The following is a 20,749-nucleotide window of genomic DNA, read 5'->3' on the forward strand; positions in this document are numbered from 1 at the left end:
GACTGCAGGTGACCCCGGCCTGACGATTGTTTCGTTATCAAATTGTAGTAATCAGAGCGGGGTCAGGGGAGGGGATCGAGTCCGTGCGAAGGGAAGACGGCCTTGCGGGTCGCCACGATCGCCCGGTCGACGGGGTCGGCCGGGTCGTAACCGTCCGCGAAGTCGGGGTACTCCGGCTCCCGGCCGTCGGTCATCGTCAGCGGCGGCAGGTCCCGGACCCGCGCCCGCGCGTACTCCCGCCAGCTCTCCGGGGTCGGGGTGGCCGGGTCCAGCGGATGCCCGGAAACCTCGGCGATCAAGTGCGTCCAGGCGCGCGGCACCACCTGGACCAGCTCGTACCCGCCACCACCGGTCGCGATCCAGCGGCCCCCGGTGAGCTCGTGCGCAAGTCTGTGGATCTTGGCGTACGCCGTCCGCTGGCCGTCCAGGCTGAGCATGAGATGGGCGAGCGGGTCCAAGGCGTGGCTGTCGCAACCGTGCTGGGAGACCAGGATCGTCGGCTGAAACTCCCGGAGCAGCGGCGGGACGACCGCGTCGAATGCGCGGAGCCAGCCGGCGTCGCCCGTACCCGCGGGCAGTGCGACGTTCACCGAGGTGCAGTCGGCTCCGGTCTCGCTCGGGTCACCCGTACCGGGAAAAAGGGTCCGGGGACTCTCGTGCAGGCTGACGGTGAGGACCCGGGGATCGTGGTAGAAGACCGTCTGGACACCGTCGCCGTGATGGACGTCCACGTCGACGTAGGCGACCCGGTCGGCCCCGTTCGCCAGGAGCCAGGCGATGGCGACCGCAGGGTCGTTGTAGACGCAGAACCCGCTCGCGTGCCCGGGCATCGCGTGGTGCAGCCCGCCCGCGATGTTGACGGCGTGATCCGTCTCGCCGCTCCACACGGCCCGGGTGGCGGCCAAAGTCGCCCCCGTCACCAGCGCGGAAGCCTCGTGGACGCCCGTGAACGCGGGATTGTCGGGGACGCCCAGCCCACGGGAGACGTCCGGCTCACCGCGTTCGGAGACCCGGCGGACCGCCTGGATGTAGTCCCGCTCGTGGACGAGCGCCAGCTCGTCGTCGGTGGCGGGCACACATCCCGACATCTCCACCCGGTCCAGAACGCCCAGTTCCCGGGCGAGGGCCATCGTCAGGTCCACCCGGATCGGAGCCAGGGGATGACCAGGCCCGAAGTCGTACGACGTCAGCGCGTCATCCCAAATCACCCGTGGCAACCGGCTCATACCGAGCACGCTACCGGATCTCCCGCCGGCCTCCGGCGGTACTCGTCAGGTCACCCCGAGGCCAGCTGGCGGCCCCGGTCCCGCGCGGCCTCGATGGCGGCGAGGAAGGCCGCGCGCACCCGATGGCGCTCCAGCTCCGCGATGGCCGCGATCGTGGTGCCGCCCGGTGAGGTGACCGCCTCACGGAGGATGACCGGGTGCTCGCCCGAGTCCCTCAGCATGATCGCGGCGCCCACGATGGACTGGGTCACCATGTCCAGCGCCGCCGACCGGGGCATCCCGAGGAGGATGCCCGCGTCGACCATCGCCTCGACCAGGTAGAAGAAGTAGGCGGGACCGCTTCCCGACAGCGCCGTCGCCGCGTCCTGCTGGGACTCGGGGATCCGCAGCACCTTGCCCACCGGCGTGAGCAGCTCCTCGGTGAGCCGCAGGTGCTCCTCCCCCGCGTGCGCCCCGGCCGAGATCACGCTCATCGCCTCGTCCACCAGCACCGGCGTGTTGGACATGACCCGGACCACGGGAACCGCGTCCCCGAGCCGGGCCTCCACGAACGCGGTAGTGATACCGGCCGCCGCCGAGATCACCAGCCGGCCCGCGGGGATGCCCGGCGCGATCTCCTCCAGCAGGGCGGCCATGTCCTGCGGCTTGACGGCGAGGATGAGCGTGTCGGCGATCTTGGCTGCCTCGGCGTTGGAGACGACCTCGACCCCGTATCGGTCCCTGAGCGCCGCCGCCCGCTCCGGGCGGCGCGCGGTGGCGATGATCTCGTCCGGTCGGCGACCGGACCTGATCAAGCCGGACAGCAGGGCCTCGCCCATCTTTCCCGTGCCGAGAATTGCGATCACTGGATCCTCCGATACGCCCAAACCTGCCCTCAGACTACTGGTGACGGCCGGCTAGCCCGCCGTGACGAGGGAGCGCAGGTGGGGACGGAGGTTCGCCGGACGCTCCGCCAGCCTGCGCAACAGGTACCCGTACCAGTCCTCGCCGTACGGGACGTAGACGCGGACCCGCGCGCCCAGGTCGACCAGGCGGCTCTGCTCCCCCGGGCGCACGCCGTACAGCATCTGGTACTCGAAGCTGTTCTCGTCCCGCTCGTTGAGCACGGCGAGCGCGGAGGCGATCTCGATCATCCGTGGGTCGTGCGTGGCGAGCATCGGGTACCCGTCCCCCGCCATCAGGACCCGCATGCAGCGTACATAGGAGGTGTCGGCCTCCCGGCCGCGGGCGTAGGCGACCGAGGTGGGCGCCCCGTAGGCACCCTTGACCAGGCGTACCCGCACCTTGCCGACCGCCAGGTCACGGCACTGCTCCTCGGCCCGGCGCAGCCGGGCCTGGACGGCCACCCCCGTGGCGGGGAACCCGGCGCGCAGCTCGGCGACGACGGACAGGGTCGAGTCGACCGTCCCGTGCTCCTCCATGTCGACGGTGACCGTGGCGCCGACGGAGTTCGCGGCCTCGCAGATCCTGGTCGCGTGCTCCAGCGCCATCAGCTCCGCGTCCCGTTCCGGACGCACCCCGTCCCACCCGATCCGCTGCCCCAGCGCGCTCAGCTTGACCGAGACGTCCGCGCCGCGGGCCAGGCCCGCCTCGTCCAGCCGGACCAGCAGATCCTGGTAGCAGGCGACCGTCCGCAGGGCCTCGGACGGCTGCCTGACGTCCTCGCCCAGATAGTCGAGGGTGATGAGCAGACCGGCGGCCCGCAGCCGCCGCGCCGCGCCAACGGCGTCCTCGACGTGCTCACCGGCGACATACCGCCCGATGACGCCGCGCACCCCCGGCGCGGTGCGCAGCGTCCGCGCCATCCAGGTGCACCTGGACAATTCCTGCAGCATCCGGCGCAACATCTGTGGCCCCCTCCGTCGCCGACGACGCCGGGGGGATAGCTCCCAGGGTAAACGCCCTGGTCAGAGCCGTAAGCTCAGGGTGCCGCCGGGGGCTCGGGACGGAGATGGTGCGCGACCGCCGGGATCAGCTGCTCGGCCAGCTCGTCCAGGTCGGCCGAGGCGAGCGGTTCGAGCCGCAGGACGTACCTCGCCGCGAGGGCGCCGAACAGCTGGGCGAACGCCAGTTCCATCCGGAGGAGCGGGATCTGCAGCGCCTCCGCCAGCCTGGCCAGAACCGCCTGGACGAGGAACGGCCGCACCATCGCCAGAGCCTGCTCATTGGTGATCGCGGACCGGATCAACGCCAGCATCGGCTCCCGGGCCTCCTCGGTCGCGGTGATGCTCAGAATGGTTCTGACCAGCCGCTCCGCCGCCTGCTCGCGGGGCCCGCCCGCGACGAAGGGGATGACCACCGCGGGATCCAGCGGCAGCTTCATCGCCTCGACGAAAATGCTCTCCTTGCTGTCGAAGTAGTGGTGGACCAGCGCCGGATCGACCTGGGCCTCCCGGGCGATGCCTCGGATCGACGCGCCGTCGAACCCCTTCTCGGCGAACATCCGCCGCGCCGCGGCCAGGATCTCCGTCCGGGTCTCGGAAACCCCCGGCCTGCGCCCGGGGCGCCGTGCAGCCGTCACGGGCGCCGCCCGAAGGCCAGGTAGACCCGCAGCGGCTCGACGACGACACCGTCGGCGAACACCTTGGCGAGTTCCTGCCGTTCCTGCGTGAGCAGCGCGTTCGCCACCGGCGGCGCCAGCGAGGCCACGTAGGAGTGCGACTTCAAGTCCTGGATGTACTGCTCCAGGTAGACCCGGCGCAGCCAGGGCACCCACCCCTCGGTCACCGTGTAGCCCAGCTCCCGCATCCGGCCGGCGACCGGCGGCGGGGACCAGCCGGGGAGCGCGGGCCCCCGGTAGCCGGGGCAGACCTCGGCGAGCCGGACGTGCAGCGCGGCGAGCCAGTCCGCCGCCGCGGCGTCCGCAGCGTTCCACCACGCCGCGACCAGCCCGGAGACCCGCAGGGCCCGGGCTGCCTCGACGAGCGAGCCGCGGGGATCGAGCCAGTGCCAGGACTGGGCGTAGCAGACCACGTCGGCGACCCCGCTCCGCACCGGCAGCACGTTCCCGTCGCCGAGTACGGCCCGCGCCCGCGCACCCGCCGTACGGGCCCTCAGGCGCTCCAGCATGCGCCAGCCGCGGTCCACGGCGATCACGCGTGCCCCCCGGTTGAGCAGCCCGCGGGTGGCCAAGCCGGTGCCCGCGCCCACATCCACCACCGTGGTGCCCTGCAGCGAGCGTCCGAGCGCCCCCTCCAGCGCGTCGTAGACCTCTTCCGGATAGGTGGGGCGGCCTGTGTCGTAGGCGTCCGCCACCTGGTCGAAGAGCGTATAGCTCATGAGCCGGCTACGGAGGAGGAGGCGAGGTGCAGCCGGGCGAAGGCCAGCGCCTCCGCCAGGTCGTCGATGCGCTCCGTACGGCTGCTCGCCTTCCGCGTGTTGATCTCCAGCACGATCAGCCCCCGGTAGCCCGTCCGCGCCAGCCGCTCCAGCAGCGGCGCGCACGGCTGATTGCCCCTCCCCGGCACCAGGTGCTCGTCCTTGTTGGTGACGCCCAGTCCGTCGGCGAGGTGCACATGGGCGAGCCTGTCCCCCAGCCTGGTCGCCATCTCCATCGCGTCGGAGCCGGACAGCGCCGTGTGCGAGAGGTCGAGGGTGACATCCGGGTAGTCCTGCCCCACCGGATCCCAGTGCGGCGCGTACGGCACCATCTCCGTGCCCCGCGCCCGGATGGGGAACATGTTCTCCACCGCGAACGTGATGTCGGTCTCCTCGCGCATCCGCGCGAGGCCTTTCTCGAAGTCTCGTGCGTACTCCCGCTGCCAGCGAAACGGCGGGTGGACCACGACCGTGCGCGCGCCGAGCCGGGTGGCGGCCCGCTGCGCCTTCTGGAGTTTGCCCCACGGATCCCTGCCCCACACCCGCTGGGTCACCAGCAGACAGGGCGCGTGAATCGCGAGAATCGGGAGCTTGTAGTGGTCGGACAGCCGCTCCAGGACGTCGATGTCCTGGCTGACGGGATCTGCCCCGACCATGATCTCTACACCGTCGTATCCCAGCCTGGACGCCAGTTCGAATGCGTCCGGTGTGCGTTCCGGGTATACGGACGCGGTGGAGAGCGCGATCTTCGCATTGGGAACACGGATGACATCGCTCACGCTTGCCAGCCTATGCGTCGCATCGCCTTGACGACGAGCGACCGCCCGTGTAAGTGCGTTTCGCCGTCGGCGGGCCTCTAATGTGAGACGGTGCCCGAAGTAGCCGCCGGGGCGATTCCCAGCCCAAACATCTGGAACACGCCCCACATCTACGAGATCGAGAACCGCGCCGTCGACCCCGACGCCCGAATCTACGACGCCATGGCCGCGATCCGGCCCACGGAGGGCGCGACCGTCCTCGACATCGGCTGCGGCACCGGCTACCACCTGCCGTTCTATTCCCGTACGGCGACACGCGTGATCGGCGTGGAGCCGCACGCCGGACTCGCCTCCCTCGCCGAACGGCGCTGCGCCGGACTCCCCAACGTCGCGATACGCGTGGGCACCGCCCAGTCCGTCCCCGTACCCGACGGCTCCGTCGACGTGGCCTGCGCCCGATGGGCCTACTTCTTCGGCCCCGGCTGCGAACCCGGCCTCGCCGAGCTCGACCGGGTGGTCCGCCGCGGCGGAGCCGCCTTCGTCCTCGACGTCGACGCCACCCGCGGCCCGTACGGGCGCTGGTTCCGCCGCTGGCTCACCAGCTACGACCCGGAACGGGTGGCACGGTTCTGGACACGGAAAGGCTGGAGCCGGACCGAACTGACCATCCGCTGGGCCTTCCCCACCCGCAAAGACCTGGAAGCCGTCCTCCGCATCGAATTCCCCGCCAAAATCGCCGAAGGCTTCCTCGCCGAGGTGAACGGCACCGAGTTTGACTACGCCGCGAACCTCTGGTGGCGCAGGTTTTAGGTAGACCCCTGGGTCCTATGGTCTCCATAGGCATGGTGTGGGTGACAACAACGGACATGGGGACCGTGTTAAGCGAGGTCGCCGTCAAGAACCAGTATTTTTGGGCCGAGCTCCGCTCGGCCGGCTCGAAACGCCGGTAACCCGCGTCTTCCCTCCTAGTCGTCGCCGCCGGCGCGACGACGCCGTCGTCAGTCCAGACGCGGGGGCGTTTCGAGCGCGCACGTGCCCGACCCGTAAGAGAGAGTCACGCTAGGCCATAGCCGGTAAGACCCGAGATTTCCTACAGGGGTTCCGCATGCTGGTTGTAAGTATGGCTGGACGCTAGGCGCCCAAGGCGCTACATCCGCACTTCTCGCGCCGCGTACTTTGCGGCGCGAGAATGCGCGCGAAGGTCCGTGCCGCGCGGTCTTTGCGCGGCACGGACCGTCGCGGTCAATGTTGAAAACACTGGCTTGTGAGAGAGGTTTCCCTTAAGACGGTGGGCACGTCCGTGGTCGCAACCGGGGCCACAACCTACCTGCCTGGCCCGGTAAGCACGGTCGAAGGAAAACCCGAAGGTGCGGACCGCGTTAAGTGCGGGCGGGTTTACAAGAACAGTGCCGTCGACATGAGCGCGCGGCGGTTCGCGCCGGACGCCCTTCGTCCGACGCGAACCGCCGCGGTCGGTGTTGAAAAATCTGTCGGCCTCAGGCCGTACGCTGCGGGGCATGGCGAAGGCGAGCACGTCGTTTCGGTGCGCGGAGTGTGGGTGGCAGACCACCAAATGGGTGGGTCGCTGCGGGGAATGCCAGTCCTGGAGCACGATGGAGGAGGTGGGTGCCCCCAGCGCGGTCACGCGCGCCGTGAGCGCCGGCCGGGTCACCGCTCCGGCACTGCCCATCGGCGAGGTGCCGGTGGACGAGGCGACCGCGTTGCCGACCGGCATGGACGAGCTGGACCGGGTGCTGGGCGGGGGCCTGGTCCCGGGTGCGGTGCTGCTGCTCGCGGGCGAGCCGGGGGTCGGCAAGTCGACGCTGCTGCTGGAGATGGCGGCGCTCCGCGCCGACCGCGCCAAGGTGCTCTATGTGACCGGTGAGGAGTCCGCCGCCCAGGTCCGGCTCCGGGCCGACCGGGTCGGGGCGCTCGCCCCGCACCTCTACCTCGCCGCCGAGACCGAGTTGGGCGCGCTCGTCGCGCATGTGGAGGCGGTCCGGCCCGAGCTGCTCATCGTGGACTCGGTGCAGACCATCGCGTCGACCGGGGTGACGGGGACGCCCGGCGGCATGACCCAGGTCCGCGACGTGGCGAGCAACCTGATCAAGGTGGCCAAGGATCGGAACCTCGCGACCGTCCTCGTCGGCCACGTCACCAAGGACGGCTCCATCGCCGGGCCCCGCGCGCTGGAACACCTGGTCGACGTGGTTCTCTACTTCGAAGGTGAACGCCACTCCCGGCTCCGCATGATCCGTGCGGTGAAGAACCGGTACGGGCCCACCGACGAGATCGGCTGTTTCGACCTGTCCGACTCGGGGCTCGCCGGGCTGCCGGACCCCAGCGGCCTGTTTCTCACCCACCGGGTCGAACCGGCCGCGGGGACCTGCGTCACGGTGACGCTGGAGGGCCGGCGTCCGCTCGTCGCCGAGGTGCAGGCGCTGGTCGTCCCCACCCACCCCGAGGCCAATCCCCGCCGTACCACCGCGGGGCTGGAGAACGCCCGGATGACCCTGGTGCTCGCGGCCTTGCAGCGGCACGGCAAGGTGCGGCTGAACCAGCACGACGTCTACGCGGGCACGGTCGGCGGGGTCCGGCTGACCGAACCCTCGGTGGATCTCGCGGTCGCCCTCGCGGTGGCCGGTTCGTCGAGCGGCATGCCGCTGCCTTCGGGTTTCATCGCGCTCGGCGAGGTGGGGCTGGCCGGCGAGATCCGCAGGGTGCAGGGGGTACGGCGCAGGCTGGGTGAGGCGGCTCGGCTTGGTTTCCGGCACGCGGTGGTGCCGACCGACTCGATCACCGCGGACTCGCTCGCCCCGAACTCAGGAGTCCCCGAGGGGATGACGGTCACCGAGACGAGCGACCTGGCCTCGGCGATCCGCGCCGCGTTCGGGTAAGGCAACTCCTCTCCCCACTCAGGCGTCACATAGACAAACAGGCTCAGGAGGCTCGCTGGGGAGGGCCTCGCTAAACTGGGCGACCGTCAGCGACCAGCGGGGGTCATGTGTCAGCAGTGGACAGAGGTCTTGGCGAACGTCTGAGAACCACCCTCGCGGCCGTCGCGCCCGGGACCGCGCTCCGTGACGGGCTGGAGCGGATTCTGCGTGGGCACACCGGTGGGCTGATCGTGCTCGGCCATGAGGCCGCGGTGGAGGAGTTGTGCACCGGCGGCTTCGAACTCGATGTCGAGTTCTCCGCCACGAGACTCCGTGAGCTGGCCAAGATGGACGGTGCGATCGTCCTCGACGGCGGTTACACCCGGATCGTCCGGGCCGCCGTCCACCTCGTCCCCGACCCGGCCATCCCCACCGACGAGTCGGGCACCCGCCACCGTACGGCGCAGCGGGTCTCGAAGCAGACGAGCCGCCCGGTCATCTCGATCAGCCAGTCGATGCGGATCATCGCCCTCTACCTGGACGGTGTCCGTTATGTCCTGGAGGACTCGGCGGCGATCCTCTCCCGCGCCAACCAAGCCCTCGCCACCCTAGAACGCTACAAACTCCGCCTGGACGAGGTGTCGGGCACGCTGTCCGCGCTGGAGATCGAGGACCTGGTCACCGTGCGGGACGTCTGCGCGGTAGCCCAGCGGCTGGAGATGGTACGGCGCATCGCACGGGAGATCGAAGGGTACGTGGTCGAGCTCGGCACCGACGGCCGGCTGCTCTCCCTCCAGCTGGAGGAGCTCGTCTCCGGGGTCGAGACGGACCGGGAGCTGATCATCCGGGACTACGCCCCGGAGCCCCGTCTCCCCGGCCGGCTGCGGCAGGTGCAGGACGCCCTGGTCGGGCTGGACCGGCTCTCCCCCACCGAGCTGCTCGACCTGACCATGGTCGCCGAGGTCCTCGGCCGGACCGGGACCGACGCACTGGACCGGCCGGTCAGCCCGCGCGGGTATCGCCTGCTCGCGAAGGTGCCCCGGCTGCCCAGCAGCGTGGTCGATCGGCTCGTCGACCACTTCGGCGGTCTGCAGAAGCTGCTCGCCGCGAACGTGACCGACCTGCAGGGGGTCGGCGGCGTCGGGGAGTCCCGCGCGCACAGCGTCCGGGAGGGGCTCTCCCGGCTCGCGGAGTCCTCGATCTTGGAACGCTACGTCTAGCCTGCCGGCTTCACCGCAGCAGGAACACCGACTTGCCCGTCCGGTGCTGCCCGGCCCGGACGACCGCGACATAGGTCCCGGGGAGGGCCTCGGCCCGTTCCCTACGGCAGTCCTGCGCCGAACGGCGTCTGTCCCAGTCGACGACCCGGACGTAGGGGACGCCCCTGGCGAACTTCCGCAGGCTCGCACCCTCGCCGCTCACGCAGTCGGCCGACGACCAGATCCGGTCCCGCCCGGAGGTGATGAGCAGCTCCACGGCCCGCGGGCCCACATCCATCGAGCACGCCTGCTCGCCGGTGTTCACCACGGTGAGGATGAAGCGGGGCAGCATCCCGTCGGGATAGGTGGTGCCCGATCCGATCAGGCTCACCACGACGTTCTTCGGGTCGCAGACGTCACCCGGCGCCTTTGCCGCGGGCGAGGGGGCAGCCGTCGGCTTCGCCACCGTCGTCACGGTCACCGTGGGCACTGGGGTCGGCGCGGCCGCCACCGCCGCAGGGTCCAGCGCCACCGGCGTGGGCAGGGCCGACGAGCCGGCCGACGACGGGCTCCGCTCCTCGGACGACCCCGAGCAGGCCCAGGCGATCACGGCCACCACGACGAGCACGACGATGAGGGCGACCGCGCGCCGACGCCAGTAGGTCTCCGGCCCTTCGACCTCCACCCCACTACGGAACGTGTCGGGATCCATACGCACAGTATGGGGATCCGAAGCCGTTATCGGCGGCCGACCCGCCGTAGGCGCCGTCGAACTGCGACCGGGTCCGCCGCGGCCTAAGCTCACACGGGTGGACCCCCAAACCCTTCTCGACTGGTACTCCGCGAACGCCCGGGATCTGCCGTGGCGCCGTCCCGACGCCTCCCCTTGGGCGATCCTCGTCAGCGAGATCATGCTCCAGCAGACCCCCGTCGCCCGGGTTCTCCCCGTCTACCAGGACTGGCTGACCAGGTGGCCCACGCCCGCCGCGCTCGCCGCCGAGCCGCCCGGCGAGGCCGTACGCCACTGGGGCCGGCTCGGCTACCCCCGGCGGGCGCTCAACCTGCACGCCGGCGCCGGGCAGATCGTCGAGCGCTACGGGGGACGGGTCCCGGACACCTACCAGGAGCTTCGCACCCTCCCGGGGATCGGGGACTACACCGCCGCGGCCGTCGCCGGTTTCGCGTACGGCCGACGCCACCCCATCCTCGACACCAACGTCCGGCGGGTTCTCGCCCGAGCCGTCACCGGGGTCGAGTACCCGGCCGTCGCCACCTCCGCCGCCGAGCGGAGGCTCGCCGAGTCGCTGCTTCCTGTGGCGGACGCACCGCGCTGGAGTGTCGCCGTCATGGAGCTGGGCGCGTTGATCTGTACGGCTCGCGCGCCGCGATGCGACGGCTGCCCCATCGCCTCCTCCTGCACCTGGCGCCTCGCCGGGCACCCGCCGCACCAAGGTCCGGCCCGGCGCGGCCAGACGTATGCAGGAACCGACCGCCAGTGCCGGGGCCGCCTGCTGGACGTACTCCGTACGGCCTCGGGCCCGGTCCCCAAGGCCGCCCTCGACGCCGTCTGGGACGACCCGCTGCAGCGAGAACGGGCCCTGGACGGCCTGGTCGCCGACGGCCTGGTCGAACCCCTGGACGAGGACGTCTACCGCCTTCCGGGCGTCGCGGAGGCCGGGAAGTAGAGCAGCAGGTAAGGGGCTCAGGGAATATCGGGGTGATCTAGGCGGCGGCCACGTTGGTGAGGCCTAGCTGGGTAAGGCGGCGGCGGGTGCCGTCCAGCTCGGTGACCAGGCCGGTGACCAGGCCGGTGACGGTACGCGGGCGGCGCGCCGCGGGCAGGTCGAGCTCCAGGTGGTGGGTGACCGGGACCTCCCCGCCGAAGAGGGTGGCGAGGGTGGTGTCGCGTTCGCACTGCTCGTCCTGGAGCGCCACCTTGATGACAGGGAGGCCGGCGGAGGCGAGCGGGCGGAGGCTCTCCCGGCCGGCACCGGCCATGTGGCGGGTGTCCAGGCAGATGCCGAGATGCGCGGGGTCGAATCCGGCGAGCTGCTTGGCGGCCTGGTCGGTCGTCTCGATCACGCAGCCCGGCTGCGGTTCGAACCCGACGCTGATCGTCCGGCCGCTAATGGTGGCGAGGCTGCGGAGCTCCTTGGCGAGCCGCTCCAGCCGGCGGGCGGCGATGTCGGCCAGCGCGGGTGGCCAGTCGCCTCGCCTGGCGAGCGGAAGCGTGGTGATCGTCCCTTGCGCGACGTCCTCGGGCAGCAGGAAGGAGAGGATCCGGGCGAGGTTGAGGGTGTAGCGGTACCGCTCCGGCTTGGCCCAGTCCAGGTCCCGCGCCCCGGGCTGACGGCTCCCGCAGCGAAGGCCGTCCAGGGTGACGACCTCGAGTCCCCGTTCGGCGAGAATCCGGCTGAGCCGGACGAGTTCGATGCGATCCATGATGAGGTGCTCGGCGACGGCGGGCGGTATCCACAGTCCGAGCCCGAGCCTCCGCACCCCGAGCTTCCTCCGTACCGGAACCGCGTAGCGGGTCAGGTGCGCGATCAGATTCTCCAGGTCGTCGGCCGGATGGACCCCCGCGTTGTAGACGAGATGAACCAGCGTGCCGTCGTGATGACGCAAGCGCATTCGGGGCCTCCTACGGCTTTGTACAAAACCCGTTGACCCGCGTCCACGACCCCCGGTCCCGGACCGGGAATCCTCACACATGTGGCGGGGTCCCCATGCAGCTGTCGGACGCCCGGTCTGCCCTCACCGCCGGTCACTCTCAGCGGCGGCTTCCGAGGGCGACGGCGTCGATGAGGCTCCAGAATGCCGGAGTGCCACTCCGTCAGACGTCCTCCGTAGAGCTGACTTCGTTCTACGCTCTACGACGGATATTACTCTACATCCCGTAGTACTACTCTTCGTCAAGTCACATGGGGATTGATATCGGGCAGCAATACAATCGCGCCCCAGGATCCTCGCACGGGAGACGGCGCCGGACGGGGTGATCGACGATATCGCCCCGGGCACAGACCGCTGACAAAACGGAACGCGCGGGATGCGATCATCCCGCGCGTTCCGCCAAACCGCTGCGAAGGCTCAGTCCTTGTGGTTCACCGGCTCACCCTCGACCCTGGGCGGGCTGTCGGGTATGGCCTGCGGCTTGGGAACGCCGTTGAACGTGAACTTCGCCTCCTCGCCTTCGCCTTCGACACCGACGATGACGATCTGACCGGGACGGAGCTCCCCGTAAAGGATCTTCTCCGACAGCAGGTCCTCGACCTCGCGCTGGATGGTCCGGCGCAGCGGCCGGGCCCCGAGCACCGGGTCGTAGCCGCGGGAGGCGAGCAGCGCCTTGGCCTCGGGCTTGAGCTCCAGGCCCATGTCCCGATCCTTGAGCCGATCGTCCACCTTGGCGATCATCAGATCGACGATCTCGACGATCTGCTCCTCGGTGAGCTGGTGGAAGACCACGATGTCGTCGACACGGTTGAGGAACTCCGGCCGGAAGTGCTGCTTCAGCTCTTCGTGGACCTTGTTCTTCATCCGGTCGTAGTTGCTCTCCACATCGTGGGACTTCGCGAACCCGACCCCCTGACCCTTGGAGATGTCCCGGGTGCCGAGGTTGGTCGTCATGATGATGACGGTGTTCTTGAAGTCCACCACCCGACCCTGGGCGTCGGTGAGCCGACCGTCCTCCAGGATCTGCAGCAGCGAGTTGAAGATGTCCGGGTGGGCCTTCTCGATCTCGTCGAAGAGGACCACGGAGAACGGCTTGCGCCGCACCTTCTCGGTGAGCTGGCCGCCCTCCTCATACCCGACGTAGCCGGGCGGGGAACCGAACAGCCGTGAGACGGTGTGCTTCTCCATGAACTCGGACATGTCCAGCTGAATCAGCGTGTCCTCGTCGCCGAAGAGGAACTCGGCCAGGGCCTTGGAGAGCTCGGTCTTACCGACACCGGACGGGCCGGCGAAGATGAACGAACCACCGGGCCGCCTGGGGTCCTTCAGACCGGCGCGGGTACGCCGGATCGAGCGGGAGAGCCCCTTGATGGCGTCGTTCTGGCCGATGACCCGCTTGTGCAGCTCATCTTCCATCCGCAGCAGTCGCTGCGACTCCTCCTCGGTGAGCTTGAAGACCGGGATGCCGGTGGCGGTGGCCAGAACCTCGGCGATGAGGTCCTCGGTCACCTCCGCCACGACGTCCATGTCGCCGGCCTTCCACTCCTTCTCCCGCTGCGCCTTCTTGGCCAGAAGCTGCTTCTCCTGGTCGCGGAGGCCCGCGGCGAGCTCGAAGTTCTGGGCGTCGATCGCGGATTCCTTCTCCCTGCGGACATTCGCGATCTTCTCGTCGTACTCCCGCAGGTCCGGCGGCGCGGTCATCCGGCGGATGCGCATCCGCGAACCGGCCTCGTCGATGAGGTCGATCGCCTTGTCCGGCAGGAAGCGGTCGCTGATGTACCGATCCGCCAGCTGGGCGGCGGCGACCAGCGCCCCGTCGGTGATGGACACCCGGTGGTGCGCCTCGTAGCGGTCGCGCAGACCCTTGAGGATCTCGATCGTGTGCGACAGCGACGGCTCCGCCACCTGGATCGGCTGGAAGCGCCGCTCCAGGGCCGCATCCTTCTCCAGGTGCTTGCGGTACTCGTCCAGGGTGGTCGCGCCGATCGTCTGCAACTCGCCTCTGGCCAGCATCGGCTTGAGGATCGAGGCGGCGTCGATCGCGCCCTCGGCGGCGCCGGCGCCGACGAGCGTGTGCAGCTCGTCGATGAACAGGATGATGTCGCCTCGGGTGCGGATCTCCTTGAGGACCTTCTTCAACCGCTCTTCGAAGTCGCCTCGGTAGCGGGAGCCCGCCACCAGGGCCCCGAGGTCGAGCGTGTAGAGATGCTTGTCCTTGAGGGTCTCGGGCACCTCGCCCTTGACGATCTTCTGGGAGAGGCCCTCGACGACGGCCGTCTTGCCGACGCCGGGCTCGCCCACGAGTACGGGGTTGTTCTTGGTCCTTCGCGACAGGACCTGCATGACCCGCTCGATCTCTTTCTCACGGCCGATGACCGGGTCGAGCTTGCCCTCACGGGCGGCCTGAGTGAGATTTCGGCCGAACTGGTCGAGCACGAGAGACGTGGAGGGCGCAGACTCCTGAGGGCCCCCCGCCGCGGCGGGTTCCTTGCCCTGGTAGCCGTGGAGCAGCTGGATGACCTGCTGCCGCACCCGGTTCAAATCGGCGCCAAGCTTTACCAAAACCTGGGCCGCGACGCCCTCGCCCTCTCTGATCAGCCCGAGCAGGATGTGCTCGGTGCCGATGTAGTTGTGGCCGAGCTGGAGTGCCTCACGCAAGGAGAGCTCAAGGACCTTCTTGGCCCGCGGGGTGAACGGGATGTGCCCCGACGGCGCGGACTGCCCTTGACCAATGATCTCCTCGACCTGCTGGCGCACGCCTTCGAGGCTGATGCCGAGACTCTCGAGAGCCTTGGCAGCAACGCCTTCACCCTCATGGATCAGACCCAGGAGGATGTGCTCGGTGCCAATGTAGTTGTGGTTGAGCATCCGGGCCTCTTCTTGAGCCAGGACGACAACCCGCCGCGCACGGTCGGTGAACCTCTCGAACATCTCGTCGCTCCTCACAGAGCGGTCAGGCAGGTCCGGAAGGTCCGGTCCTGTCGTTCCGCATGGTAGCCCGGCATTCAAGGGCCTCATGCTTTACGACATCTTGTCTAGCCGACGCCGACTCGCTCCATGCATGAGACGTTCCCAGAGTGCAGGGCGTTCACCCACCATCCAACTACTGTTGGGGGGATAGGTGTTCCCGCTACGCCGCAAGCGAACGCGGATCTCCGCCGAAACGGGCCGTCCCAGACGCCAAATGATCTTGCAGAAGACTCCCACGCACGCCTGCGGGGAACTCCTGTAAGATCATTTGACAAGCGGGAAGCGGAACTCCCCTCAACACGCGTTTAGTTGTACGGCGCCCGGGCGAGGCGCCGGAATTGTCAGTGCGCGGCGTTGTAAAGGTCAACGATCCGCTGGGCAATACGGCCGCGCTCGCTGACCTGCTGCCCCTGCTCCTTCGCCCATTCCCGGATCTTCGCAGTCTCATCACGAGACATGCCACGCGACGGCTTCAGCGCCCGGCGGGTGCCACCCCCGACTTTGCGACCCTTTTCGATGAAGGGCGTGAGGGCGTTGCGCAACTTCGACGCATTGCCCTCGTTGAGGTCGATCTCATAGGTGACTCCGTCGAGAGCGAAGTAAACCGTCTCGGCCCCCGAGGTTTGGTCGAGGTCATCGACAACGACCGTCTTCTTCGCCATGTGAACAGACCCTTCGAACCAGCAATGATTGATTTGACGTCCAAAAGATATACCCGCGGACCCGCAATGACAATTCGACGGGCGAAACCGTTTCCCAGCAACGTGTTTTGAAGGGAATCAGTCGGCGGACTTGCCGCCCACCGGGACGTCCTCGTCCTTGTCATTGTCTCGGGCGACCGCCTCCGAACGCACGAGCTTGACGACACCGTAGATGAACGCCCCGCCAACAAGCAGAGGAGGCGCGAGTGCTGCCAATACTTCCATCAAACGCCCTCCTGTCGGCGGCGGATGCCATTCACGTCACCTGCGACAATTGTCACATAGGGCCCATGCCGTCTCCCATGGGGCCCTCCCCGGTTCCCGGGCCCGAAATCCAGGGCCGACTCCCCGACCCTAGCGCCTGATCAGCGCAAGCGTGCACGTGAGATGGTACAAACCGGGAAGGATCTTCTGCCAAGCGGCCTTACCCGATCCCCTCGCGACGAATTCCGACGCCAACACTGGCATGGTTTTTCCGTCCATGCTTAGGGTTTGCCGGATCAGGCGAACATCACTTCGCCTTCTGACGAGGGAGGCGACTTCCGGATGAGTGATCCGGTCATCTTGACAGATGACCGGGCCCACCCGATCCTCTTCCCAGGATCGGCCGATCCACACCGGAACTCTCAGAACCATAGATGCCGTCGAGGTTTCCAGCGATGCGGTCGCGACTAGCGCGGAGCCTTACGAATCCCGGCTGACTCTCCCTGGACCGATCCCAGCTTCGCCTTGTCAGAAGAAGGTGTGGGAAAACCGGCCGTGCGAACACCACGGGACAAACAATGATCCACCTCAGAAGGGACCCGTCCAGCATTCAGGACACCCGTTCTCAAGGTAGTTCCGGGATCCCTCTCGGTACACGACACCCGATGGCACGGTCCGACCACCCACTCTACGACCGCGCGTTCCGCACAGGAGCTCCCAGGGTGGAAAAGACTCTTAGCCTGCCCTGTGTATGTGTACAAATGCTGAGGCGGGGATCCCCCATCGGGATCCCCGCCTCCGGTTATATTTTTCCTTACTGGACCTTCACCACCACTGTGCCCGCGTACTTGTCGTGCAGACAGCGCTGAAGCGGCTTGTCCACGAAGAGCCAGACCCCGTTGACGGCCATGCCGACGGCGGTGAGCAACGAACCGACGATGGGAATCCAATAGCCGGCATAAGGCGATATGAAGGCACCTGCCCGCTTCATCGCCGTGGTCTGGTCCAGGCCACCCGGGTGCAGGTGCCCGCCGATGTTCACCACCTTGATGCCCATGACAATCTTGCCGAGGGTCTGCCCGCGGAGTTTGAGCATCAAGAACTCGTAGCCGAAGTAGAGCGCGATGACCAGAAGCGTGATCACAATGCCCGCGAGCAGGGCGCCGCTGGCCGGGATGAGAGCCCCCGTGCGAGTGTCGAAGGAAGCCGCGGTCACCAGGAAGACCGAGATCACCGCTGTGATCAATGAGGTGACCACCCCGAGGATGAGTCCGTCGATGATCCGGGCGACCAGGCGCTGCCACCACTCGGCGAGCGGTGCCGGGGCCCCCGGGGGTATCGTCGCGGCCGCATATCCGTAACCCGGCTGCGCGTAGCCCTGTCCGTACTGGGCCGCCGGCTGCGCGCCGTACCCCTGCTGCCCGTACTCGCCCGACGAGTAGCCGCTCTGCGCCGGCTGGCCGTAGGACTGCTGCTGCTGGCCGTATCCGGCCTGACCGTAGGAGTCGGTCCCGGAGCCGTACGCCGCCTGCTGCGGCTGCCCGTAACCGGGCTGGCCGTAGGAGTCGGTACCCGCCGACTGGCCGTAACCCTGCTGCCCGGCCTGGCCGTAGGACTGCTGACCTGACTGGCCGTAGGCGGGCTGGCCGGACTGGCCGTACCCGGCCTGCTGGCCGTAGGACTGCTGAGGCGGCGAACCGTACCCGCCCTGCTGGCCGTAGGACTGCTGACCGTAGGACTGCCCGCCGTACCCCTGGCCGCCCTGTCCCGCCTGCCCGTACCCGGCCTGCTGGCCGTAGCCCTGCTGACCGTAGGAGTCGGTACCGCCCGACTGGCCGTAGGCGGGCTGGCCGGACTGGCCGTACCCGGCCTGCTGGCCGTAGGACTGCTGAGGCGGCGAACCGTACCCGCCCTGCTGACCGTACGCCTGGGTCTGGTCGTAGGACTGCTGAGGCTGGGAGCCGTAGCCCTGGCCCCCCTGGCCGTACCCACCCTGCTGGCCGTGCCCCTGAGCGAATTCGCCGGGCCGGATCGCGCGAGTCTCGCCGAAGTCCATCCCGCCGGAGTCGGTCCCGCCCGCAGGCGTCTCAGCGCGTTGCTGACCGTATCCCGACGCCCCATAGGGTGAATTCCGATCACCCTCGGACTCGTGCGACGGATACGGTGGCTGTCCGGTGCTCACCGTTTTACCTCGATTCGGATCCACTTGATGCTGTCAACGTAGCGATCCCACGCCGCCTACGTCACGTATCCCAACCGCCCAGGCTCAGGAGCGCGCGTTCAAGTGCAACAGCATGCGCGTGTTTCCCAAGGTGTTGGGTTTCACCCGCTCCAGATCCAGGAACTCGGCCACGCCCTCGTCGTACGACCTGAGTAACTCCGCGTACACCTCGGACGACACCGGGGCGCCCTGAATCGGAACGAACCCATGACGGGCGAAGAACTCCACCTCGAAGGTGAGCACGAACACTCGGTCCAGTTCAAGGGTTTGTGCCGTATCGAGCAGCGCCGTGACGATCCTGTGGCCTATCCCCATCCCACGACAGGACGGGTCCACGGCGACCGTGCGTATCTCCGCGAGATCTTCCCACATCACGTGCAGCGCGCCGCAGCCGACCACAACCCCGTCGAAGACGCGTTCGGCGACCCAGAACTCCTGCACGTCCTCATAAAGGGCGACCATGGTCTTCTCAAGCATGCGCGGCCCGGGACCCGAGTGCATTTCGACGAGCTTGCCGATCGCGCGGATGTCGGGTGTCCGGGCACGCCGGACCCTGACCTCCTGCCCTACCTCCACGGCCACACCCACCTGCTCCATGAAGCGCCAGGGTAGTGGCACCGCAGGCGCTCGTTCACCTCTGAAAGCGCAATATCGGTCAGCCGCTATCCGGGGACTCACTCCTGATTGATAACGATCCGCACTGTTCTCGGCGCGCTGGGTAATGGTGTCGGCGAACAGGGCTCTTCTGGGGTTTTTGCCTGGGGAAAAGGTCCGTCGTTGTCACGTTGTCGCTGAACAGGGCCGGTTTAACCAAGATCCAATGTAATCTGACCGTGATTGAGAAGTTGTGAATCCTCTACCAATTTTTGGTTTTCGGTTGAGCGTCAACAAGAACGTGCACTAGTGTCCAGCCCAAATGTCGGCCCCCGCGGCACCTCCGGCGGTGGGCTGAACCGCTGTATCCTCTCGCGTTCCGCGTTCGGAGTGTGTGGGGAGCCGGGACCCACCGCGGGCGCCCGGGGACCTCCCCGCGCGCCGTACTCAGGCGGGATGAACCCGAACGGCAGGGCCCCTCCCGGCCCGAGCCCGTCGGTGAATCCGGTAAGCGGCCGACGAGAGGAGCCGTTTGGACAGGTACGCGGGCGCCCACGCTCGGGAACGCCACCCCAAAGGTGTTTCGGTACTGACCACGATGCTGGCCGCGGCGATCGCCGTCCTGACCGTGCTGGCCCCCGCCGGATCCGTGACCGCCGACCCGGAGCCGACCGGCGAGCGGCTCAAGGAGCGGGTGGAGCAGCTGCACCTGGAGATCGGGCAACTCACCGAGGAGTACAACGGGCTGCGGGTCCGGCTTCAGCAGGCCAGGAAGACCGCCGGCGCCGCCCGGGGAAACCTCGCCAGAAGCGAGGAGCGACTCGAAGAACGCCGGCAGAAGGCCGCACTCCTCGCCGGCGGCTCCTACATGACGGGCTCCTTGGACTCCGCGCTGCTGCTGGCGTTCTCCACGAACCCGGACGGGTACCTCGACCGGGCGACCATGCTCCACGAGCTTCAGCTGAGCCATGGTGAGGAGCTCACCGAGCTCGTGAACGCGATGGAGGCCGCCAAGCGGGCGAGCACCCTCGCGGAGGCCCGGGAGGCGGAGGTCGGATCCCTGGTCGACGAGGTCGAGGCCCGCCGGGCCAAGATCACCGCACTGGTGGCGAAGGCGGAGACCCGTCTCTTCCGGGAGGCCGCGGAGGAGGCGGACAGCTCGCGTGGCCGCCGGACCAGGGTCGACGTGCCGATCATCGGCTCGGGCCGGGCCGCGCAAGCCGCGAAGTGGGCGCTCACCCAGCAGCTCAAGCCCTACGTCTGGGGCGCCGAGGGGCCGAACTCCTACGACTGCTCCGGCCTGGTGATGGCCGCGTTCCAGACCGTCGGCATCAACCTGCCGCACTACACCGGCAACCAGTGGACCTCCGGCACCCACATCTCCAAAGAAGAGCTTAAGCCGGGCGATCTGGTCTTCTTCTACAAGGACCTGCACCACGTCGGGATCTACGTCGGCGGCGGCCTCATGGTGCACGCCCCGCAGTCGGGCGACGTCGTCCACGTCACCCCGATCGACAGACGCCCCTTCGCCGGCGCCGTTCGCATCGCCGACTGAAGATCCGGCGGATCTCTAGATAAGGCTTCGGCGGGCCGCCCAGACCACGGCCTCGATGGCGGTCGCCACGCCCAGCCGGTTGCAGATTCCGCGCAGCCGCCGGCGTACCGTACGCGAGCTCACCTCCAGCCGGCGCCCCACGGTCTCCACGGTCACCCCTCGGGCGAGTTCCCCCAGAAGAAGCAGATCCTCCGCGGAGAGCCGGTCGTCCGCGGAGGCGGGGGCGGGGGCGTCGGCCGCCGGAGGTATGAGGGAGACGCCCGAATGCACGGCGACGGTATTCAGCGCACCGGATCCCGGTGGCGGCGGAACCACCTCAGCACGTGCCATCGAAGTGTCCTTCCCCTCGCGGATCCCACGGCCGGGACTCGGGAGAGAGGAGATCGTGAAACGTTCGGGCTACCCGTGAGGAACGGTAAAGCGGGTTATCAAATGTCGTCAAGACGGGATCGTTCCA

General features: G+C 68.5%; 19 protein-coding genes. 5 read left to right on the forward strand and 14 right to left on the reverse strand.

All coding sequences use genetic code 11. The annotated features are described in order from the left end of the window. Positions 1–62: 62 nt before the first annotated feature. From RUR_RS33295 to RUR_RS33320, 6 genes are all read right to left on the reverse strand, one after another. Positions 63–1,226, reverse strand: coding sequence for an acetoin utilization protein AcuC (locus RUR_RS33295; RefSeq protein ID WP_283139196.1), 1,164 nt, complete (start codon positions 1,224–1,226; stop codon positions 63–65). A 50-nt stretch (positions 1,227–1,276) separates the two neighbouring features. After that, a complete protein-coding gene (gene proC / locus RUR_RS33300) occupies positions 1,277–2,071 on the reverse strand; it encodes a pyrroline-5-carboxylate reductase (RefSeq protein ID WP_283139197.1) in 795 nt (264 codons plus the stop codon). Between the two features lie 51 nt (positions 2,072–2,122). Further along, entirely contained in the window at positions 2,123–3,073 is a 951-nt protein-coding gene (locus RUR_RS33305) for a proline dehydrogenase family protein (protein WP_428847041.1), read from the reverse strand. A gap of 74 nt (positions 3,074–3,147) precedes the next feature. Beyond that, entirely contained in the window at positions 3,148–3,747 is a 600-nt protein-coding gene (locus RUR_RS33310) for a TetR/AcrR family transcriptional regulator (protein WP_283139199.1), read from the reverse strand. After that, complete coding sequence (locus tag RUR_RS33315) at positions 3,744–4,505, reverse strand: class I SAM-dependent methyltransferase (RefSeq protein WP_283139200.1); 762 nt, start codon at positions 4,503–4,505, stop codon at positions 3,744–3,746. Before RUR_RS33315 ends, RUR_RS33310 begins: the two co-directional genes overlap by 4 nt. Beyond that, positions 4,502–5,323 carry a sugar phosphate isomerase/epimerase family protein gene (locus tag RUR_RS33320; protein ID WP_283139201.1) on the reverse strand — a complete coding sequence of 274 codons (822 nt, stop codon included), beginning with the start codon at positions 5,321–5,323 and terminating at the stop codon, positions 4,502–4,504. The genes RUR_RS33315 and RUR_RS33320 overlap by 4 nt, the downstream gene beginning before the upstream one ends. Before the next feature lie 90 nt (positions 5,324–5,413). Between RUR_RS33320 and RUR_RS33325 the strand changes: the two genes are divergently transcribed. The 3 genes from RUR_RS33325 to disA all read left to right on the forward strand — a co-directional run bounded on the left by RUR_RS33325 (position 5,414) and on the right by disA (position 9,398). Then, entirely contained in the window at positions 5,414–6,112 is a 699-nt protein-coding gene (locus RUR_RS33325; protein ID WP_283139202.1) for a class I SAM-dependent methyltransferase, read from the forward strand. A gap of 707 nt (positions 6,113–6,819) precedes the next feature. Further along, the gene (gene radA / locus RUR_RS33330) at positions 6,820–8,199 is read left to right on the forward strand and encodes a DNA repair protein RadA (protein ID WP_283139203.1); all 1,380 of its coding nucleotides are present in this window, start codon (positions 6,820–6,822) and stop codon (positions 8,197–8,199) included. Positions 8,200–8,315: 116 nt separating this feature from the next. Continuing rightward, complete coding sequence (gene disA, locus RUR_RS33335; protein WP_283139204.1) at positions 8,316–9,398, forward strand: DNA integrity scanning diadenylate cyclase DisA; 1,083 nt, start codon at positions 8,316–8,318, stop codon at positions 9,396–9,398. A 10-nt stretch (positions 9,399–9,408) separates the two neighbouring features. Here the strand turns inward: disA and RUR_RS33340 are convergent, their stop codons facing one another. Next, a complete protein-coding gene (locus RUR_RS33340; RefSeq protein ID WP_283139205.1) occupies positions 9,409–10,089 on the reverse strand; it encodes a hypothetical protein in 681 nt (226 codons plus the stop codon). A gap of 97 nt (positions 10,090–10,186) precedes the next feature. On the opposite strand from RUR_RS33340, the gene RUR_RS33345 reads away from it, so the two are divergent. After that, complete coding sequence (locus tag RUR_RS33345; protein WP_283139206.1) at positions 10,187–11,062, forward strand: HhH-GPD family protein; 876 nt, start codon at positions 10,187–10,189, stop codon at positions 11,060–11,062. A gap of 37 nt (positions 11,063–11,099) precedes the next feature. Here RUR_RS33345 and RUR_RS33350 read toward each other — a convergent pair whose 3' ends face one another. The 6 genes from RUR_RS33350 to RUR_RS33375 form a co-directional block, all read right to left on the reverse strand. Beyond that, positions 11,100–12,008: a TIM barrel protein gene (locus RUR_RS33350; RefSeq protein WP_283139207.1), complete on the reverse strand. Its 909-nt coding sequence runs from the start codon at positions 12,006–12,008 to the stop codon at positions 11,100–11,102. Between the two features lie 456 nt (positions 12,009–12,464). Next, positions 12,465–14,978 (reverse strand): ATP-dependent Clp protease ATP-binding subunit, encoded by a 2,514-nt coding sequence (locus tag RUR_RS33355; RefSeq protein ID WP_283139208.1) that lies wholly within the window; start codon positions 14,976–14,978, stop codon positions 12,465–12,467. A gap of 380 nt (positions 14,979–15,358) precedes the next feature. After that, a complete protein-coding gene (locus tag RUR_RS33360) occupies positions 15,359–15,679 on the reverse strand; it encodes a histone-like nucleoid-structuring protein Lsr2 (protein WP_283139209.1) in 321 nt (106 codons plus the stop codon). A gap of 117 nt (positions 15,680–15,796) precedes the next feature. Further along, positions 15,797–15,943 carry a hypothetical protein gene (locus tag RUR_RS33365; protein WP_283139210.1) on the reverse strand — a complete coding sequence of 49 codons (147 nt, stop codon included), beginning with the start codon at positions 15,941–15,943 and terminating at the stop codon, positions 15,797–15,799. Between the two features lie 793 nt (positions 15,944–16,736). Next, positions 16,737–17,978, reverse strand: a complete 1,242-nt coding sequence (locus tag RUR_RS33370; protein WP_283139211.1) for an RDD family protein — start codon at positions 17,976–17,978, stop codon at positions 16,737–16,739. Between the two features lie 210 nt (positions 17,979–18,188). After that, a complete protein-coding gene (locus RUR_RS33375) occupies positions 18,189–18,740 on the reverse strand; it encodes an amino-acid N-acetyltransferase (RefSeq protein WP_283139212.1) in 552 nt (183 codons plus the stop codon). A 529-nt stretch (positions 18,741–19,269) separates the two neighbouring features. Here RUR_RS33375 and RUR_RS33380 point away from each other — a divergent pair. Then, positions 19,270–20,292, forward strand: coding sequence for a C40 family peptidase (locus tag RUR_RS33380; RefSeq protein ID WP_283139213.1), 1,023 nt, complete (start codon positions 19,270–19,272; stop codon positions 20,290–20,292). A 15-nt stretch (positions 20,293–20,307) separates the two neighbouring features. On the opposite strand, the gene RUR_RS33385 is transcribed toward RUR_RS33380, so the two are convergent. Further along, complete coding sequence (locus RUR_RS33385; protein WP_283139214.1) at positions 20,308–20,622, reverse strand: LuxR C-terminal-related transcriptional regulator; 315 nt, start codon at positions 20,620–20,622, stop codon at positions 20,308–20,310. Between the last annotated feature and the right edge of the window lie 127 nt (positions 20,623–20,749).

The organism is Rhizohabitans arisaemae (assembly GCF_025996515.1).
GTDB classification, from domain to species: domain Bacteria; phylum Actinomycetota; class Actinomycetes; order Streptosporangiales; family Streptosporangiaceae; genus Rhizohabitans; species Rhizohabitans arisaemae.

Bases quoted from the DNA above. Each gene is read 5' to 3' on its own strand.
- RUR_RS33315 (WP_283139200.1), bottom strand. From the start codon at position 4,505: ATGAGCTATACGCTCTTCGACCAGGTGGCGGACGCCTACGACACAGGC.
- RUR_RS33350 (WP_283139207.1), bottom strand. From the start codon at position 12,008: ATGCGCTTGCGTCATCACGACGGCACGCTGGTTCATCTCGTCTACAAC.
- RUR_RS33370 (WP_283139211.1), bottom strand. From the start codon at position 17,978: ATGGACTTCGGCGAGACTCGCGCGATCCGGCCCGGCGAATTCGCTCAG.
- radA (WP_283139203.1), top strand. From the start codon at position 6,820: ATGGCGAAGGCGAGCACGTCGTTTCGGTGCGCGGAGTGTGGGTGGCAG.
- RUR_RS33305 (WP_428847041.1), bottom strand. From the start codon at position 3,073: ATGTTGCGCCGGATGCTGCAGGAATTGTCCAGGTGCACCTGGATGGCG.
- RUR_RS33340 (WP_283139205.1), bottom strand. From the start codon at position 10,089: ATGGATCCCGACACGTTCCGTAGTGGGGTGGAGGTCGAAGGGCCGGAG.
- RUR_RS33355 (WP_283139208.1), bottom strand. From the start codon at position 14,978: ATGTTCGAGAGGTTCACCGACCGTGCGCGGCGGGTTGTCGTCCTGGCT.
- RUR_RS33385 (WP_283139214.1), bottom strand. From the start codon at position 20,622: ATGGCACGTGCTGAGGTGGTTCCGCCGCCACCGGGATCCGGTGCGCTG.
- RUR_RS33375 (WP_283139212.1), bottom strand. From the start codon at position 18,740: ATGGAGCAGGTGGGTGTGGCCGTGGAGGTAGGGCAGGAGGTCAGGGTC.
- RUR_RS33360 (WP_283139209.1), bottom strand. From the start codon at position 15,679: ATGGCGAAGAAGACGGTCGTTGTCGATGACCTCGACCAAACCTCGGGG.
- RUR_RS33295 (WP_283139196.1), bottom strand. From the start codon at position 1,226: ATGAGCCGGTTGCCACGGGTGATTTGGGATGACGCGCTGACGTCGTAC.
- RUR_RS33365 (WP_283139210.1), bottom strand. From the start codon at position 15,943: ATGGAAGTATTGGCAGCACTCGCGCCTCCTCTGCTTGTTGGCGGGGCG.